This is a genomic window from Agrobacterium sp. CNPSo 2736 (genome assembly GCF_004005385.1).
In the GTDB taxonomy this organism is placed as follows: Bacteria; Pseudomonadota; Alphaproteobacteria; order Rhizobiales; family Rhizobiaceae; genus Agrobacterium; species Agrobacterium leguminum.
Map to the genome: position 1 here is coordinate 54,932 of NZ_RZTX01000006.1, position 16,455 is coordinate 71,386.

The 16,455-nt window shown below is 60.7% G+C and carries 15 protein-coding genes; 3 read left to right on the plus strand and 12 right to left on the minus strand.

Annotation, left to right across the window (positions count from 1 at the left end; genetic code table 11):
• Positions 1-70: 70 nt before the first annotated feature.
• Positions 71-1,303 carry an NnrS family protein gene (locus tag EM858_RS12255; protein ID WP_127756849.1) on the minus strand — a complete coding sequence of 411 codons (1,233 nt, stop codon included), beginning with the start codon at positions 1,301-1,303 and terminating at the stop codon, positions 71-73.
• A 236-nt stretch (positions 1,304-1,539) separates the two neighbouring features.
• Between EM858_RS12255 and nirK the strand changes: the two genes are divergently transcribed.
• From nirK to EM858_RS12270, 3 genes are all read left to right on the plus strand, one after another.
• The gene (gene nirK / locus EM858_RS12260; RefSeq protein WP_127756850.1) at positions 1,540-2,682 is read left to right on the plus strand and encodes a copper-containing nitrite reductase; all 1,143 of its coding nucleotides are present in this window, start codon (positions 1,540-1,542) and stop codon (positions 2,680-2,682) included.
• A gap of 109 nt (positions 2,683-2,791) precedes the next feature.
• Entirely contained in the window at positions 2,792-3,709 is a 918-nt protein-coding gene (locus EM858_RS12265) for a formylglycine-generating enzyme family protein (protein ID WP_127756851.1), read from the plus strand.
• Positions 3,710-3,858: 149 nt separating this feature from the next.
• Positions 3,859-4,560, plus strand: coding sequence for a Crp/Fnr family transcriptional regulator (locus tag EM858_RS12270; protein ID WP_080820468.1), 702 nt, complete (start codon positions 3,859-3,861; stop codon positions 4,558-4,560).
• A gap of 33 nt (positions 4,561-4,593) precedes the next feature.
• On the opposite strand, the gene EM858_RS12275 is transcribed toward EM858_RS12270, so the two are convergent.
• From EM858_RS12275 to EM858_RS12325, 11 genes are all read right to left on the minus strand, one after another.
• A complete protein-coding gene (locus EM858_RS12275; RefSeq protein WP_080821061.1) occupies positions 4,594-4,989 on the minus strand; it encodes a cytochrome c family protein in 396 nt (131 codons plus the stop codon).
• A 70-nt stretch (positions 4,990-5,059) separates the two neighbouring features.
• Positions 5,060-5,620 carry a gluconate 2-dehydrogenase subunit 3 family protein gene (locus tag EM858_RS12280; protein WP_080820467.1) on the minus strand — a complete coding sequence of 187 codons (561 nt, stop codon included), beginning with the start codon at positions 5,618-5,620 and terminating at the stop codon, positions 5,060-5,062.
• Positions 5,620-7,305: a GMC family oxidoreductase gene (locus tag EM858_RS12285; RefSeq protein ID WP_127756852.1), complete on the minus strand. Its 1,686-nt coding sequence runs from the start codon at positions 7,303-7,305 to the stop codon at positions 5,620-5,622. The genes EM858_RS12280 and EM858_RS12285 overlap by 1 nt, the downstream gene beginning before the upstream one ends.
• A 150-nt stretch (positions 7,306-7,455) precedes the next feature.
• Positions 7,456-8,310, minus strand: a complete 855-nt coding sequence (locus EM858_RS12290; protein WP_162936920.1) for a sugar phosphate isomerase/epimerase — start codon at positions 8,308-8,310, stop codon at positions 7,456-7,458.
• Between the two features lie 129 nt (positions 8,311-8,439).
• Positions 8,440-9,609, minus strand: a complete 1,170-nt coding sequence (locus EM858_RS12295) for a Gfo/Idh/MocA family oxidoreductase (protein WP_080820462.1) — start codon at positions 9,607-9,609, stop codon at positions 8,440-8,442.
• An 11-nt stretch (positions 9,610-9,620) separates the two neighbouring features.
• The gene (locus EM858_RS12300; RefSeq protein ID WP_080820460.1) at positions 9,621-10,670 is read right to left on the minus strand and encodes a sugar phosphate isomerase/epimerase; all 1,050 of its coding nucleotides are present in this window, start codon (positions 10,668-10,670) and stop codon (positions 9,621-9,623) included.
• A 33-nt stretch (positions 10,671-10,703) separates the two neighbouring features.
• The gene (locus EM858_RS12305) at positions 10,704-11,726 is read right to left on the minus strand and encodes a LacI family DNA-binding transcriptional regulator (protein ID WP_020811084.1); all 1,023 of its coding nucleotides are present in this window, start codon (positions 11,724-11,726) and stop codon (positions 10,704-10,706) included.
• 3 nt (positions 11,727-11,729) lie between these two features.
• Positions 11,730-12,698, minus strand: a complete 969-nt coding sequence (locus EM858_RS12310; RefSeq protein WP_080820458.1) for an ABC transporter permease — start codon at positions 12,696-12,698, stop codon at positions 11,730-11,732.
• Between the two features lies 1 nt (position 12,699).
• On the minus strand, positions 12,700-13,644 hold the full coding sequence (locus EM858_RS12315; protein ID WP_127756853.1) for an ABC transporter permease: 945 nt from the start codon (positions 13,642-13,644) through the stop codon (positions 12,700-12,702).
• Positions 13,641-15,134, minus strand: coding sequence for a sugar ABC transporter ATP-binding protein (locus EM858_RS12320; protein WP_080820455.1), 1,494 nt, complete (start codon positions 15,132-15,134; stop codon positions 13,641-13,643). Before EM858_RS12320 ends, EM858_RS12315 begins: the two co-directional genes overlap by 4 nt.
• A 103-nt stretch (positions 15,135-15,237) precedes the next feature.
• Entirely contained in the window at positions 15,238-16,260 is a 1,023-nt protein-coding gene (locus EM858_RS12325; RefSeq protein ID WP_080820452.1) for a substrate-binding domain-containing protein, read from the minus strand.
• Positions 16,261-16,455: the final 195 nt, after the last annotated feature.

Below are 16,455 nucleotides of genomic sequence, written 5' to 3' on the forward strand. Positions count from 1 at the left end.
CCCAAAACCGAACCGCCCCGGAAGTTGCCTCCGGGGCGGTTCGTTTTTGGCAGTATCGCATGCAAGCTCTCTACGCTTTCAGCGGTTTGCGCTCGCGCATCAGGATAGGTCCGTATTCGAAGCAGAACAGACCAAAACCCACGATCCAGAAGAGCGCCGAGCAAGCGTAGAGATGCATCATCGCACCGGGGAAGAACTCGGCTGCCGGTCTCAGCAGCGCGCAGGCGATCAGCGCCACATAGGCGACAATGGTAACCCTGCTGGCCGCAAGCTTGCGTCCGGTGTGGCCAAGGCTCGCTCTCGTCATGACAGCAAGCATCATGCAGCCGATAACGCCGACGGTGAAGACATGCAGGACGGAGCGCGTGTCCATGACGTCAAGAGCCGCCAGCGCTATGGTAATGAAACCGACGGGAATGAAGGCATAGGCCACATGCAGCACCACCAGCACCTGCTCCGGCCATGTCGTCCAGCCGCGCCAGCGGATCAGACGCACGGCGTGCATGAAAGCCGCCAGAAGCGCCGTTGGCACTGCCACGATGCTTTCGGGCTCTATCGTCCAGACGGCCAGCGCCGCGATGCCGGTGAGGATGGCGGCGGTATCGAAACCGTTATAGGGCACGGGGAAATCCGTGCGGCCGAAACGGTTCAGCCAGTTGCGGGTAAAACTCGGCACGATGCGGCCGCCGACGATGATGACAAGCACGGTATAGGCCGAGACCGCAAGGCGGGTCGCGATCTGGCTATGATCGCCCCCAATCGCCGCAACGTGGAATATGATGTTGGCGACGGAAAGCGCCAGCAGTCCGCCCAGCACCTTCAGGTCTTTCCATTTTCGCCCGGCAATGACCTCGCGCGCGCAGATCGTGAGAAGTGCCGGCAGGAAAAGCCCGTCCACGGCTGCGGCAGTGACCACGCCCACCTGGTCCGGCACAAGCAGGAAAAGCCGGCCGGCGCACCAGAGCGCAAACAGCCACACCAAGGGTTTACCCGACACCGGCAGCCGCCCCGTCCAGTTCGGCACGGCCGTTAGAAGAAAGCCGGCCAGCACCGCCGAGGCAAAACCGAACAGCATCTCATGGGCATGCCAGTTCGGTGCGCCGTAATCCCCGCCGAGGTCGATGAAGCCGGAAAGGGCTGCGATCCACAACACCATCGCCACGATGGCCCAGAGGGCGCCGCCGAGGAAAAACGGCCGGAAGCCGTACGAAAAGATAACCGGGCCGGTGCGCGCCAGCCCTCTTGGAATGCCGCCCTTTGGCCGGCTGCGCCCTTCTGTGAGAACGGTTTCGCTGCCACTCATTATAATGCTCCTTGCTTGGTCTTGACATATGTCTAGACGCAAGCCCGTCCGACTTCTTTGCGAACAGGCAAAGAGGCGGTGCGACGCTTCCACACCGGCCTTCAGCCGCCTGCCAAAATGTCGCAGGGTGCCGAAAGCGAAGTTTGCTCCATCTCAAATTGTATTTCCGCCCCTCCGCTACAAATGCTGTGACAGAGCGAAACATGCTCTGCCCCAAGAGGGATAGGAGAAGAATGATGACGGAAACCTTCCACATCACACGGCGTAATATTCTCGCAGGCGCAGCATTTGCAGGGGCTATAGCTCCCGTCATCATGCCATCGGCAGCGAGCGCGGCAGAGGAAAAGAAGGCCGCAGCCAAGCCATTGACGAGCGCTGGAATTGCAGCGCTGCCTCGCGCAAAAGTTGATCTCGTCAAACCGCCCTTCGTGCATGCCCACACGCAGAAAGCCGAAGGCGGACCGAAGATCGTCGAGTTCACGCTCACGATCAAAGAGCAGAAGATGATCCTCGACGACAAGGGCACCGAGGTCCACGCCATGACCTTCAACGGTTCGGTTCCCGGGCCTCTGATGGTGGTGCACCAGGACGACTATGTCGAACTGACCCTCATCAACCCCGACACCAATGAGCTGCAGCACAATATCGATTTCCACTCGGCCACCGGCGCGCTCGGCGGCGGCGGGCTCACCATCGTCAACCCCGGTGAAAAGGCGATCCTGCGCTTCAAGGCCACCAAGGCCGGCGTCTTCGTCTATCATTGCGCACCTCCCGGCATGGTGCCGTGGCACGTCACCTCGGGCATGAACGGCGCGATCATGGTACTGCCGCGTGAGGGCCTGACGGACGGCCACGGCAAGGAGCTTGTTTATGACAAGATCTATTATGTCGGCGAGCAGGACTTTTACATCCCGCGCGACGAGAACGGCAATTTCAAGAAATATGAAAGCGCCGGCGACGCCATGGCCGACACGCTGGAGGTGATGCGCAAGCTGACGCCGAGCCACATCGTCTTCAACGGCGCAGTCGGCGCCCTGACCGGGGAACATGCCCTCCAGGCCGCCGTTGGCGAGAAGGTGCTGATCGTCCATTCGCAGGCAAACCGTGATACCCGTCCGCACCTCATCGGCGGCCATGGCGATTATGTCTGGGCGACGGGCAAGTTCCGCAACCCACCGGATCTCGACCAGGAAACCTGGTTCATTCCCGGCGGCACGGCGGGTGCGGCCTTCTACACCTTCGAGCAGCCCGGCATCTACGCTTATGTCAACCACAACCTCATTGAGGCCTTCGAGCTGGGTGCAGCCGCCCATTTCAAGGTGACTGGTGAGTGGAACAACAGCCTGATGCAGGCGGTGCTCGCCCCCTCGAGCATCTGACGCAAACGGGAGCGCGCCGCCGCCAGCGGTCGTGGCGCGCTCCCCCTTCTGCTATGCGGCCTGAAAGCAGGCCCGAACTTTGGCGTCTTCTTGACGCAGGCAGGTTCCCATGGGCATTCCCGGCAACAGTCACTTCCCAAATGCCGTCTCGCTTCTTCTCCCGCTCTCGATTGCAACACTGCTGGCAACGGCCATCGGTTTCCAGTCCGGGATCATCTGCAGCGGCGCTGATGACCGCGCGGCCATGATGGCTCCACAGGTCGTTACAGTGCCCGCCGGACATTTCACCTACCGGGCGGAGGGCGAATATTTCCGCAATGGTTATGCCGTCGATGGCCCAATGGTCGACGTGGCGATGCGACAAAATCTGACGATCATGAAATATCAGGTGTCGAGCGCGGATTATGCGCGCTGCGTGGCGGAAGGCGGCTGCCAGCAGCCGGAACCCGGCTTTGCCGCTCCGGTCGGCGGCGAGATACCGGCAACCGGTATCAGCCAGGATGACGCCCACGCCTATGCAAAGTGGCTGAGCGAGCGGACAGGCGAGGTTTGGCGCCTGCCGAGCGACGCTGAACTGGCTTTCGCCGCCGGCTCGCTTTTTCCGGATGAGACGCTGGGTGTCGCTGCCGATAGTGAAAACCCGGCTTTGCGCTGGCTGGCGGATTACGAGCGGCAGACCAGCCGCAAGGCCTCGGGCAACCCCGTTCCGCAATCCTATGGCAGCTTCGGCGAAAACGAATATGGCCTTGCCGATTTCGGCGGCAATGTCTGGGAATGGACATCCAGCTGCAGCCACCGCGTGACGCTCGGCAAGGATGGTGAGGCGATCGATAGCGTCGCCTCCTGCGGTATCCCGGTCGCTTCGGGAAAACACCGGGCGGCGATGAGCGCCTTCGTCAAAAACCCGAAAAGCGGCGGCTGCGCCGTTGGCGTACCGCCTGATAATCTCGGGTTCAGGCTCGTAAGAGACACACGCTGGTACGCGCCACTTCTCGAAAGGCTTCGTGCCACCACCCCGTTTTCTTGATAATCGTCAATTAAAACAAGCGCTTGATTCATATCATTTGATCTTCTGCCGCCGATGATAGTGCTGTATGCTGACAATACAGAAAAGGCCGATCCCCGGTTGCCAATGCAATCACCTTGAGGATCGTCCGATCACCGGAGAGGGTGCAAGTGAAGATTGACCGAAGCGTCATCCGGTCGCTGGCCTTGTTTGCCAAGATGGCCGACGATGAGCTGGACGGACTGCTGACCCACGCCACATCCCGGCTGGTACCGCCCGGCGAAGCCATTTTCGAGCAGGGCCAGTCGGCAACGCATTTCTTCCTGCTTATCCACGGCCGCCTGAAGGTGACGCAGGTGACGCATGACGGCCAGCAGATCATCGTGCGCGTGGTGCATCCCGGTGATCTCTTCGGTTTCGCAAGAGCCCTACAACGGTCCGATTATCCCGGCACCGCCACGACGGCGGCCGAAAGCGTCATCCTGTCGTGGCAGACGGACCTCTGGCCGCAATTCGTCGAGCAGAACCCGCATCTTGCCGTCTCCGCCATGCAGACGATCGGCCAGCGTCTCGAGGAAGCCCATACGCGCATCCGCGAGATGTCGACGCAGGAAGTGGAGCGCCGCGTGGCCCATGCCGTACTGCGCCTTTCGCAGCAGGCGGGCCGCAAGGAGGAAGACGGCATCCGTATCGATTTCCCGATCTCGCGGCAGGATATTGCCGAGATGACCGGCACGACACTGCACACCGTCTCCCGCATCCTCTCCAGCTGGGAGAGCAAGGGGCTGGTGCAGGGCGGGCGGCAGAAGCTTCTGGTCTGCAATCTGCCGGGGCTTGCTCAGTTGGCAGAGGGCGAAACCAGCCAGGTATAGCGCGCAGACGCCCGCCGGACAGTCCCGCTGCTGTCAATCGGCCGGCTTCGAAGCCGCGCTTTCGATATAGGCGATGAGATTGTCCAGATCTTCCGGCTTGCTGATGCCGGCCAGCGCCATCTTGTTTCCGGGTATTTTCTTTTTCGGCGCGCTCAGGAAATCCCGCAATTCTTCGGGCGTCCAGACAAGACCGTCCTCGCCCGCTTTTTTCATCGCTGCCGAATAATTATAGTCAGCCACGCCGCCCGCTGCACGGCCGATGATGCCGTTAAGCTGCGGGCCTACCCGGTTTTTCGCGCCCTCGCCAATGGCGTGGCAGGCGGAACAGCGTTTGAAGGCCGCCTCTCCCTTGGCGACATCGCCTTCCGAGAGAGCGGGAATGGCGCTTGCAGTCAGCATTGCCGCCGCGATGATTATTGTCTTGCGCATCGTGTCATCCTTGTCTTGCCGCATAAATACAGCCCGCCCGCAAAAGCGGACGGGCCGGAGGTTGCTCTGTTCAGGTCGTGCCCCAGGCGGGCGTGCCCTTCTTATAGGGAACACGATCTTCGAAACCGCCGGGAATTTCGTCATAAACGAGAACTTCCGTGGCGCCGATCTTCGAGGTGAAGAAACCAAGCAGCGTCAGTTGCTTGACGAGCGTGAAGGCGTGCGGCTTTGCCGGCGACTGTTCCGCCTTGGCCTGCTTGTCCAGCGCGGAAAGCAGCGCCTGCCGCTGTTTTGCCGTCAGCTCCAGAAAGCCCTTCTTGTGGTCGGTCTGGCTGCGCTTCTCAATATCGGAAATTGCCGAAAGGAAGAGCGTCCGTTGTTCGTCAGTGTAACAATCGGCCGCATAGACGGCCATGAATGCTCCCACTTCAGCATCCTTCGCACCCGGCGTGGAGGTGCGGGGAATGATGGTTTCCGCCACCTCGTCCATAAACCGGATTTCTTCCGCGGTGAAGACATGAACACTACCGGCTGGTTTGGTAGCGCTTTCGGCGGCCGTCAGAACATCCGCGCCGATCAGCGGAAGGCCGGTGGCAATGGCTATCAGTTTCAGCAGTTCGCGTCTGTTCATCACAGGTTCCCCTTCTTGCGTTCGGAAACGGCAAAATCGGCGGCACGCGCCGTCAGCGCCATGTAGGTCAGGGACGGGTTGACGCAGGAGGCCGAAGTCATGCACGCGCCATCGGTGACAAAGACGTTGGGCGCATCCCAGACCTGGTTGTTGCCGTTGAGGACGGAGGTTTTCGGGTCGCGGCCCATGCGGGCTGTTCCCATTTCGTGAATTCCCATGCCGGGGGCGTAACTGCCCCGCGACGGCTTGACATTCTTGATGCCGACCGCCTCGAACATCTCGACGGCGTCATTGACCATGTCTTCGCGCATATCGAACTCGTTCTGCTTCATCTCGACATTCATTGACAGGACCGGCAGGCCCCACTTGTCCTTCTTGTCTTGATCCAGTTTCACGCGGTTCTCATGATAGGGCAGCATTTCACCGAAGGCGGTCATGCCGATGGTCCAGCCACCGGGCTCTGTCAGCGCCTCCTTGTAATCGGCACCGATATTGAGTTCGGCGATTTCCCGCTCCCAGCGCGAACGGCTGGCCGAGCCCTGATACCCGAAACCGCGCAGATATTTGCGCTTGTCGTCGCCGGTATTGCGGAAGCGCGGAATGTAGAAGCCCGCCGGGCGGCGACCCTTGAAGTAGAAGTCCTCGAAACCTTCCACCTGGCCGGTGGCGCCCATGCGGAAATGGTGGTCCATCACGTTGTGGCCAAGTTCGCCCGAGCTGCTTCCAAGCCCGCCTTCCCAGACATCGGTGGCCGAGTTCATCAGCACCCAGGTCGAGTTCAGCGTCGAAGCGTTGAGGAAAATGATATCGGCGGTATATTCATAGGTCAGGTTCGTCTCGGCATCGATGATCTCGACGCCACGAGCCTTCTTCTTGTCCTTGTCATACAAGATTTCCTTGACGATTGAAAAAGGCCTGAGCGTAAGATTGCCGGTGGCGACCGCCGCAGGCAGGGTCGAGGCCTGCGTGCTGAAATAGCCGCCGAAGGGACAGCCCAGCCGACACTTGTTGCGGAACTGACAGCGCGTGCGTTCCTGATCGGGAAGCTCCTGGGTGATGTTGGCGCAACGCGAATTGATGAGGTGGCGCGTGCCATTGAACGCCTTCTTCAACCGGCTTGCGACATCCTGCTCGACGAAATTGAGCGGAATCGGCGGCAGGAATTCGCCATCGGGAAGAATATCCAGCCCCTCACGGCTGCCGGAGATGCCGGCAAAACGCTCGACATAATCATACCAGGGAGAAACATCCTCATAACGGATGGGCCAGTCAACGGCGATACCGTCTTTCACATTGGCTTCGAAATCCGTCTGCGACCAGCGATAGGTCTGGCGTCCCCAGAGCAGCGAGCGGCCGCCGACGTGATAACCGCGGAACCAGTCGAAGCGCTTTTCTTCGACATAGGGCGTTTCCTGCTCATCGGCCCACATGCCGAGCGTCGCCTCTTCCAGCAGGTAGTCGCGGCTGAGAACAGGGTATTTCGCCTTCATCTCCTGCGTGGCGCGGTTGCGGTGGGGATAGTCCCAGGCTTCCTTGTCCGCATTCTGATAGTCGGTGATGTGTTCGATGTTGCGGCCGCGCTCCAGCATCAGAACCTTAAGGCCCTTTTGCGTGAGCTCCTTTGCGGCCCAGCCTCCACTGATGCCCGAGCCGACAACAATCGCATCATAATGATTGTTTGCCATGATAACTCCTCCGATGTGAGCTTGGAAAAAACGACAGGGCAAAGCGCTTCCCGTCGCGGCGCGGCGGAAACTGGTCATGCGTCTGTCGAACCTCATGCGCCCCGGCGAAACCGGCCGCCGGGGAGCGGTTCTGGTTTTTACTTGCAGTGTTTACTGAATGGTCGGCAGGTGTTCGTTGAGGAACGCGTTGCCCTTGGTCACCACCGCTTCGGCATCGAGCGGAAGATCGTGCTCAAGGATGAACCATTTTGCGCCGGCATGTTTGGCCGCCGGCAGGATCGTCTTCCAGTCGAGAACGCCGGTGCCCAGTGTGGCGAAGCCGCGCTCGTTTTCCGCCGTACCGGCCGGTGCATTGTCCTTGGCGTGGATGGCAAAAACCTTGCCTTTCAAGGTGCCGAGGAATTCGGCCGGATCGTTGCCGCTGCGCGCCACCCAGGCGACATCGACTTCGGCCTGCAGCTTCGGGCCTGCCGCGTCGAGCAAAAGCTCAAGCGCCGTCTTGCTATCGAATTTGACCATCTCGAAGTCATGGTTGTGATAGGCCATGGAGAGGCCTGCTGCGGAAAGCTTGTCCGCGTAACCGCCAAGCTCCTTGCCGAAGGCGGTCCAGCCGGCGGCGTCCTTCGGGCGGTCTTCCGGCTTCAGGAACGGCACGGTCACGACGGGGTTGCCGACAGCCTTCTGTTCGGTGATGACCTCATCGAGATTGCCGCGCAGCTTGTCGATCGGCACATGCGAGGAAATGACCTTGATCTTGTGCTTTTCCAGCAATGTGTTCAGCTCGCCGGCGCTGACCTTCTGCATATCCACCGTTTCCACGGCGGAGACGCCGGCGCGGTTGAGAATGGCAAGCTGCTCCTCCAGCGTTCCGGAATTGCGCAGCGTGTACATCTGCGCGGCAATCGGCAGTACCTTGCTGTCATCGGCAAAAACCGGATTTGCGAAACCGGCCGCCAGTCCAACGACGAATGCCATGCCAGCGAATTTTGACTTGAACGTTTTCAAACGCGTAACTCCCTTTCCGTTTGATCAATATGACGATACGTGTGCCCACGCCTTTCCCGGCCTTCCGGCCAGGTTATGCCGGGCACCACCTCCTGTGCCCTGCGTCGTCCGTCCTCGATAAGCGATGATCTAGATGTCGATCCCTACCCAGGACGAGGTCCGACTGGACCGGACGGCCGCATCGATGAATGCGAGACCCGCAAGGCCGTCCTCTATGCCGGGGTAAATCACATCCCCGGCGGCTGTCTTTCCCTCCCTCTTCGCGATGATTGCATCTGCGGCTTCGCGGTAGATCGTCGCAAAACCCTCGAGATATCCCTCCGGGTGCCCGGATGGCACGCGGCTGACACGGTTGGCGGCAGCACCTGCGCCTGCGCCGTTGCGGGTGATAAGCCGCTTAGGCTCGCCATAAGGCGTGAACCACAGCTCGTCCGGCACCCGGTGGTGCCATTCAAGGCCGCCTTTATCGCCATAGACCCGCAGCGACAGCGCGTTTTCATTGCCGACGGCGACCTGGCTCGCCCAGAGCATCCCCTTGGCGCCGCTTTCATAACGCAGCAGAATATTGGCGCTGTCATCCAGCTGCCGGCCCGGAACGAACGACGTCAGATCGGCATAAAGGCTGCTTGGGATTTCACCCGTCACAAAGGCGGCGGCGTTGAAAGCGTGCGTGCCGATATCGCCGATTGCCCCGCCAGCGCCGGAACGGCTGGGGTCCGTGCGCCATTCCGCACCCTTTGCGCCGGTCTTTTCAACGGCTTCAGTCAGCCAGTCCTGCGCATATTCGGCCTGAACATGGCGCAGCTTGCCGATTTCGCCACTCGCCACCATTTCCCGCATCTGCCGCAGCATCGGGTAGCCGGTGTAATTATGCGTCAGAACGAACAGGCTGTCGGACGCCCTGACGATCTCGGCCAGCGCTTTTGCTTCCTCCAGCGTCGCGGTAACCGGCTTGTCGCAGATGACGTGGATGCCGGCTTTGAGAAAGGCCTTGGACGGGGCGAAATGCAGATGGTTCGGCGTGACGATGGCGACCGCCTCGATACCGTCCTCGCGTCCAGCCTCGGCCGCCGCCATGTCCTCGAACGAGGCATAGGAACGCTCCGGTGCAATGCCGAGCAGGGTTGCCGAAGCGGCTGCACGTGCGGGATCGGAGGAAAGCGCGCCGGCTACCAGTTCGTAACGGTCATCCAGCCGGGCCGCGATGCGATGCACCGCACCGATAAAGGCGCCCTGACCACCGCCGACCATGCCGAGACGAATACGGCGGCTATCAAATTTTGCTATCGTGGAGGACATGAAGTTTCCTTTCAGAGACCGAGAAGGCGACGATTGGCGGCATCATCGACACCGCTTTTGGCGAAATCGTCGAAAGCCCGTTCGGTCACGCGGATGATGTGGTTTTCAATGAAGCCGGCGCCTTCGCGTGCTCCGTCTTCCGGGTGTTTCAGCGCGCATTCCCACTCCAGCACCGCCCAGCCGTCGAAATCATATTGGGTAAGCTTGGAAAAGACGGCGCCGAAATCGACATGCCCGTCGCCCAGCGAGCGGAACCGCCCCGGCCGGTCGACCCAGCTCTGATAACCGCCATAAACGCCGGAACGGCCGGTCGGATTGAACTCGGCATCCTTCACGTGAAAGGCACGGATACGCTCGTGGTAGATGTCGATGAAATCGAGATAATCCAGCGCCTGCAGGACGAAGTGGGAGGGATCGTAGAGGATGTTGGCGCGCGGGTGATTGCCGGTAGCCTCGAGGAAACGCTCGAAGGTGATGCCGTCATGCAGGTCCTCACCCGGATGCAGCTCATAGCAGAGATCGATGCCATTCTCCTCGAAGGCATCGAGAATGGGTGTCCAGCGCTTGCCCAGTTCGGCAAAGGCCATTTCGACAAGCCCAGCCGGCCGCTGCGGCCATGGGTAAACGAACGGCCAGGCAAGCGCGCCGGAGAAAGTCGCATGGCTCTTGAGGCCAAGGTGCTGCGAGGCTTTCGCCGCATACTTCAGCTGATTGACGGCCCATTCCTGCCGCGCCTGCGGTTTTCCGCGCAGTTCGGCCGGCGCGAAACCATCGAACATTTCATCATAAACGGGATGAACGGCGACAAGCTGACCCTGAATATGGGTCGAAAGCTCGGTGATCTCGATACCCATTTCCGCCAGACGACCCTTGATATCGTCGCAATAGGTCTTGGATGCAGCGGCTTTCTCGAGATCGAAGAGCCTGGGATCGGTCGGCACCTGAATGCCCTTGTAACCGAGGGAAGCCGCCCATTGGCCGAGATTGTCGAGCGTGTCGAAGGGGGCTTTGTCCCCGACAAATTGCGCGAGGAAAATCGCCGGGCCTTTGATCGTCTTCATGTCCTTACACTCCTTGCATTCACAGTCTGGCCGCTACCGATGCGGCGGGCGGCAGGGCGCGACCGAGCCGCGCACCACCAGTTCCGTATCCAGCACGATGGTCTCGGCCGTGCGTTTGCCGTTCAGCCGGTCCACCATCAGCGCCATGGCCCTGCGGCCCATTTCCTGCCGGGGCTGACGCACCGTCGTCAGCGGCGGCTCAAACGCATTGGCGAAGATGATGTCGTCGAAGCCGATGACGGAGACATCGGCCGGAACCGAAACCCCACGCGCGCGCAACTCGCTGATCGCGCCAATCGCCATCTGGTCGCTCGAGGCGAAGATTGCGGTGAAGGCAATGCCGCCTTCGAGAAGGCTGCCTATTGCCTGACGTCCGGCCTCGATGCTGTAATCGCCCGTCACCACCAGTTCGTCGGCATAAGCGATGCCGGCTTCGGCAAGTGCCGCGCGATAACCATCGAAACGCTCCTGCGCCAGACTTTCCGGGACCGGACCGGCCAGATGCACAATCCTTTGATGTCCCGCCTCGATGAGGTGGCGCATGGCGTTTTTGGAGGCGGCGCGGTTGTCCACCTTGACGGTCGGCAGCGCGAGGCCGGGTACCGTTTCCGACGCGATCACGATCGGCGGCAGCGCGTCGCCCTGATCGAGAAGCTCGGCGGGAAACTGGCCGGTCATCAGGATCAGGCCGTCGGCATGTTTCTGGCGCACCATGTCGATATGGGTCGCCACGCGGTTCTCGTCGTTGCGGGCATCGCCCATCAGCACCTTGAAGCCCGCTTCGCCCGCCGCTTCCTCAACGCCCTTGTAGATTTCGAGATAAAACGGGTTACCGATATCGCGAACGAGAAGGATGACGGTGTTGTTGGACTGACGCCTGAAGCTCGCGGCCTGGGCGTTGGGAACGAAATTAGCCTGCCGGACGGCGTCGAAAACCTTCTTGCGGGTTTCCGGGCGAACCTTGTCGGGTTGTTGCAGCGCCCGTGATACGGTCGCGATGGAAACGCCCGCGAGAGCTGCAACTTCCCTGATATTCGAACCTTGGTCTTTGCTCATCTGTCACACACGCAACTGCTTTTGGCGGCCATAAAGCAGCATCAGCGCTAGCAACGTGACACCGAATATGATCTGCCGTGCCCATACATCGAGGTTGAGCGTTATCAGTACGCTTTGCAGAATGGTGAGCGCAACTGCCCCGGCCATGGTTCCGACATATCCGCCCGCACCGCCGGCAAGCGAGGTGCCGCCGATGACGACCGCAATGATCGACGGAAGCACATATTGGTCACCGACGGAGATGAAGGACGTGCCGGTGTAACCGATGACGCACACCCCGGTTAGCCCGGCAAACAGGCCGGAAAGGCCATAAAGCAGCGTGCGGATCAAAGAGACGGGCAATCCGGTGAGCGTCGCCGCCCGCTCGTTGGAACCGATAGCATATATGGCGAAACCAAAGGCGGTGCGGCGCAGCACGAAGAGCATGATCGCGGCGATGCCAAGCCAGACGAACAACACGCCGGGAATACCGAAGATGAGCGGACGGTTGATGAAGCCTGCCAGCAGCGGCGCTGCCGCACCTGATGGAACGCCCTGCGAATAAACGACCAGCCCGCCCTGAATAACCGCCGTCATGCCAAGCGTCATGACCAGCGGCGGAATGCGCACGAAGGTAATGCCGAGGCCGTTGATGAGGCCGATCAGGAAGGGAATGCCGCCGGCAACGAGAATGGCAAGCGGAATGCCGGCATTCTGGCCGTTCATCATATTGCCGGCAAGGACGGCACCAAGCGAGATCATCGCGCCGACGGAAAGGTCGATGCCTTCACGGCCGCCGAGGATGACGAGGTTCTGGCCCGCCGCGACGATGCCGAGAATGGCGGCAATCGTCAGCAGCCGCACGATCTGCGACCCCTGTGCGAAGCCGGGCGACAACAATTCGCCGACCAGCAGCAGGAAGGCCGATGCGCCAATGGCGATGGTCAGGGGATCGGTAAGGAGGGTTTTGATTTGCAAGCCGGGATTCGTCATATCAACGCCTCGTCACCAGAACACCGCCGGCCAGCGCCGTCAGTACGATCAAACCCTGCACCAGTGTCTGGTACTCGAAGGGCAGGCCCGCAAAGAAAATCACATTGCCGATCATGCCCAGCACCAGCGCGCCGGCGATAGACCCGGTCGAGCTGCCGAAACCGCCGGACAATGCGGTGCCGCCCAGAACCACCGCCGAGATGGAAGACAGCGCCAGACTTGCGCCGAGCAGCGGGTCGCCCGACGCCGTTTCACCCGTCAGGCAGAGCGCTGCCAGCGCCGAGAACAAGCCGGAGATCATGTATGCGCCGATGCGAATGCCGGAAAGGCGCAGGCCCGTCTGGAAGGCGCCGGTGCGATTGCCGCCGACGGCAAGCAGATGCGTGTGGAAAGGAATGCGCGACACGATGAGGGTGAAGGCGATGCCCGCCAGCAGTACCCACAACACGAATGGCAGGCCGATGAAGCTGCCGGAATAGGTCTGCCAATAGGCTTCCGGCACAGGAAGACCTGCCTGCGGCAAGACCCAGATCGCCAGCCCGGCGAAGATGATACCGGTCGCGAAAGTGGTGACGATAGGCTGGAAGCGCAGGCCGGAAATGAAGAGGCCATTGACCAGTCCACACAGCAGCCCGACAGCCGCACCCACCGCCATGCCGGCGAAGACGGCGCCTGTCGTGCCGCCGAGTGCGGCGATGACGCTGACGGTAACGACATTGGCGAGCGCCACGATGCTGCCGACCGACAGATCGATATCGCCCGCCAGAATGACATAGGTCTGGCCGATGGCCACCAGGATCAGCGGCAGAAACGTCGTCAGGTTCGATTGCAGCACGGAAGGCTGAACGAAGGAAGGCTGCAGAAACGTGTTCACGGCGATGAGAAGCGCCAGTACGACGAGGGTGATGACCCATGGCTGCCTGCGCAGAAAACCGGAGGCGCTCATGCGGCATCTCCATAGGCGGCGCGGGTCATGTTTACGGATGTCATATCGGCTCCGGTCAGTTCCGCAGAAATGCGTCCACCGTTGAACACAAGAATGCGGTCGGCATATTCGAGGATTTCCGCATCCTCCGAGGAATAAAGAAGGATGGTCGCGCCAGCATCGGCCTGCTGCCGCATCAGGGCGAAGAGATCCGCTTTCGCGCCAAGATCGATGCCCTTGGTCGGATCGTCGAGCAGCAGCAGTTTCGGTGCTGTGGCGAGCCAGCGGGAGATGAAAATCTTCTGCTGGTTGCCGCCCGAAAGCGTGCCGATCGGCATATCGAGGCCGGCGAACTTCGTCTTCATGTCATCCGCGACCTTCTGCACGCGCGGCTTCAGAGTCGCGGGACGGACCAGCCGCATCTTTTCGCGCACCATCAGCGCCGCGACGAGATTTTCGAAGATCGACCGGCCCTGAAGGGAAGCGTCACGGCCACGGTCGCCAGAGACATAGGCAAAGCCGCTATGAACCGCCTGCGAGGGCTTGCCGATGGTGATTTCACGGCCCTCAAACCGGATTTGGCCGGCAGCAAATGGGTTGGCGCCGAAAAGGCCCTTCAGCAAGGCCGACTGGCCCTGCCCCTGCAGGCCGGCCAGACCGACGATTTCGCCCGGATAGGCTTCGAGAGAGACACCGCGAACACCCTCACCCGCCACATCCGCCAGCTTCAAGCTCGGCGCAGCAGCCGAACGCCCGTTCTGACGGGCAGGAGCGGCCCGAACATCGCCGACCATGTCATGCACGACGGCTTCGCGGGTGGTTGCCGCCGTATCGAGTTCGGAAATCGTAGCGCCGTTGCGCATCACGGTGATGCGGTCGCAGACGGCAAAGACCTCGTCGAGACGGTGGGAAATCATGATGGTGGATATACCGTCCGCCTTCTTGGCCCGGAGTATCTCGAAAAAGCGCTGGGACTGGCGGCCATCGAGCGCCGCCGTCGCCTCGTCCATGATCATCAGGCTGGCATTCTGGGCGAAGACCTTGAGGATTTCGACGAGCTGGCGCTGATCTGGCGGCAGATTGCCGACGATTGCATCCGGCTCCAGCCCTTCGCCAGCCACGCCGTCGAACAGCGCGATCAGTCTCGCCGCTTCGGCCTTCAGCTCCTTGCCGTCGACAAAGATGCCACGCTTCGGCTCGCGACCGAGAAAGATATTATCGGCGACAGAAAGCTGCGGAACGAGGCTGAGTTCCTGATAAAATAGCGCAATACCGGCATTTTCGGCGTCCCGCGGGCTTTTGAAGCGCACGTCCGCGCCGTTGAACCTGATCGCGCCGCTGGTCGGCGCGACCGCGCCCGCAACGATCTTGCAGAGCGTGCTCTTGCCGCAGCCATTGGCGCCCAGAAGCGCGTGAATTTCACCGCGACCAACCGTCAGCCTGCCGTCGGAAAGCGCGCGCACGGCGCCAAAATTCTTCGTTATGCCGGCCGCTTCCAAAGCGTTCGCCATCGCAAGTCCCCGAATAATGCTTGTCACAGGCGGATGGCCAAGGCCCTTTCCGCACACGAAATTGTGGTTCGGGCCGGCGTTCGCCGCCGACCCGAAACGGCTCTTACTTGAAGAACTCGCCGGCCTGCTCCGGCGTCACGGTTGCCGTGACTGACCAGTAACCAGGCTTGCCATCAGCGGCCTTGATATTGTCGGCAAGGTTGTCGTTGCTGACGAAGGGGATCGGAATGTAGATGGCATTACCATAGGTGCCGCCGAAAATACCGTCCTTGAATTCCTTGCCCTGCAGCTTCAGGACAGCGACGTTGAGCGCGCTGGCCATGACACCCGGAGGATTGACCGAAGCGCCGGAATTGAACTTTTCCTTTTCCCAGCGGGTCATGAAGTCCTTGCGGATTTCACCGGTCGCGGCAATGTCCTTGGTCTTGCCGGCGGCTTCGATGGCGCGCCATGCGCCGTCCGCCATGCCGTCCTGCACCCACACACCGCTGATATCGGGATAGGTGGCGAGAAGGTTCTGCATGGCCTGCTGGCCCTGCGCCTGATCCCAGCTCGCATTGGCTTCGTTCAGTACCTTGATGTCAGGGTATTTCTTGAACACTTCGCGATAACCGGCAACGCGGGCTTCGTTGGCGGGGTTGCCGGCGATCCCGTTGATGGCGACGACGCTTCCCTTGCCCTTCAGCGCATCCGCAAGCCATTGCGCGGACTGTGCCGCCCATGCCTTCTGGTCGATGCCGACATACATCGCATCCTTCGAAGACACTTCAGCGTCAGTCGCGATAACGAGAATGTTGCGCGCCTTGGCCTGCGCGAAGATCGGATCGAAAGCCGTCGGGCTGCCGGGATTGATGAGGATCGCATCAACGCCCTGGTTCATGAAATTGCGGATATGGCCGATCTGCCCCTGCACATCGACATTGCCGCTCTGAACGACGACTTCGACCTTGACGCCTTTTTCGCCCCAAGCTTTCGCGGCAGCCTGAGCCTCTTCGATCATCTGCGTGCGCCATTCGCTGCCGACGAAAGAATTGGAAAGACCGATCTTGAAGCTCTGCTCCTGGGCATGCGCCGACGTGCCTGCCGCCAGCACCATCGCGGCAGCAGCCATCAAATGTCTAAACATGAAATTTGCTCCTCCAAGCACGGTTTTTGACTAATGAAACCGTTTACATTGACGAATGTAACCGTTTTCATAAATGAGTCAATCCCGAGAATAATTTTTATCGGAGGGTGTGGAACGGTGGCGGATGAGCGGTTCCGACCTGCGGAAAAGACATGAAAAAATCGGGGACATGGGCCGGAACCATCGCGGCACGGA

Coding starts and splice junctions, on each gene's coding strand:
- EM858_RS12255 (WP_127756849.1), bottom strand. CDS start 1,303: ATGAGTGGCAGCGAAACCGTTCTCACAGAAGGGCGCAGCCGGCCAAAG.
- nirK (WP_127756850.1), top strand. CDS start 1,540: ATGACGGAAACCTTCCACATCACACGGCGTAATATTCTCGCAGGCGCA.
- EM858_RS12265 (WP_127756851.1), top strand. CDS start 2,792: ATGGGCATTCCCGGCAACAGTCACTTCCCAAATGCCGTCTCGCTTCTT.
- EM858_RS12275 (WP_080821061.1), bottom strand. CDS start 4,989: ATGCGCAAGACAATAATCATCGCGGCGGCAATGCTGACTGCAAGCGCC.
- EM858_RS12280 (WP_080820467.1), bottom strand. CDS start 5,620: ATGAACAGACGCGAACTGCTGAAACTGATAGCCATTGCCACCGGCCTT.
- EM858_RS12285 (WP_127756852.1), bottom strand. CDS start 7,305: ATGGCAAACAATCATTATGATGCGATTGTTGTCGGCTCGGGCATCAGT.
- EM858_RS12295 (WP_080820462.1), bottom strand. CDS start 9,609: ATGTCCTCCACGATAGCAAAATTTGATAGCCGCCGTATTCGTCTCGGC.
- EM858_RS12300 (WP_080820460.1), bottom strand. CDS start 10,670: ATGAAGACGATCAAAGGCCCGGCGATTTTCCTCGCGCAATTTGTCGGG.
- EM858_RS12305 (WP_020811084.1), bottom strand. CDS start 11,726: ATGAGCAAAGACCAAGGTTCGAATATCAGGGAAGTTGCAGCTCTCGCG.
- EM858_RS12310 (WP_080820458.1), bottom strand. CDS start 12,698: ATGACGAATCCCGGCTTGCAAATCAAAACCCTCCTTACCGATCCCCTG.
- EM858_RS12315 (WP_127756853.1), bottom strand. CDS start 13,644: ATGAGCGCCTCCGGTTTTCTGCGCAGGCAGCCATGGGTCATCACCCTC.
- EM858_RS12320 (WP_080820455.1), bottom strand. CDS start 15,134: ATGGCGAACGCTTTGGAAGCGGCCGGCATAACGAAGAATTTTGGCGCC.
- EM858_RS12325 (WP_080820452.1), bottom strand. CDS start 16,260: ATGTTTAGACATTTGATGGCTGCTGCCGCGATGGTGCTGGCGGCAGGC.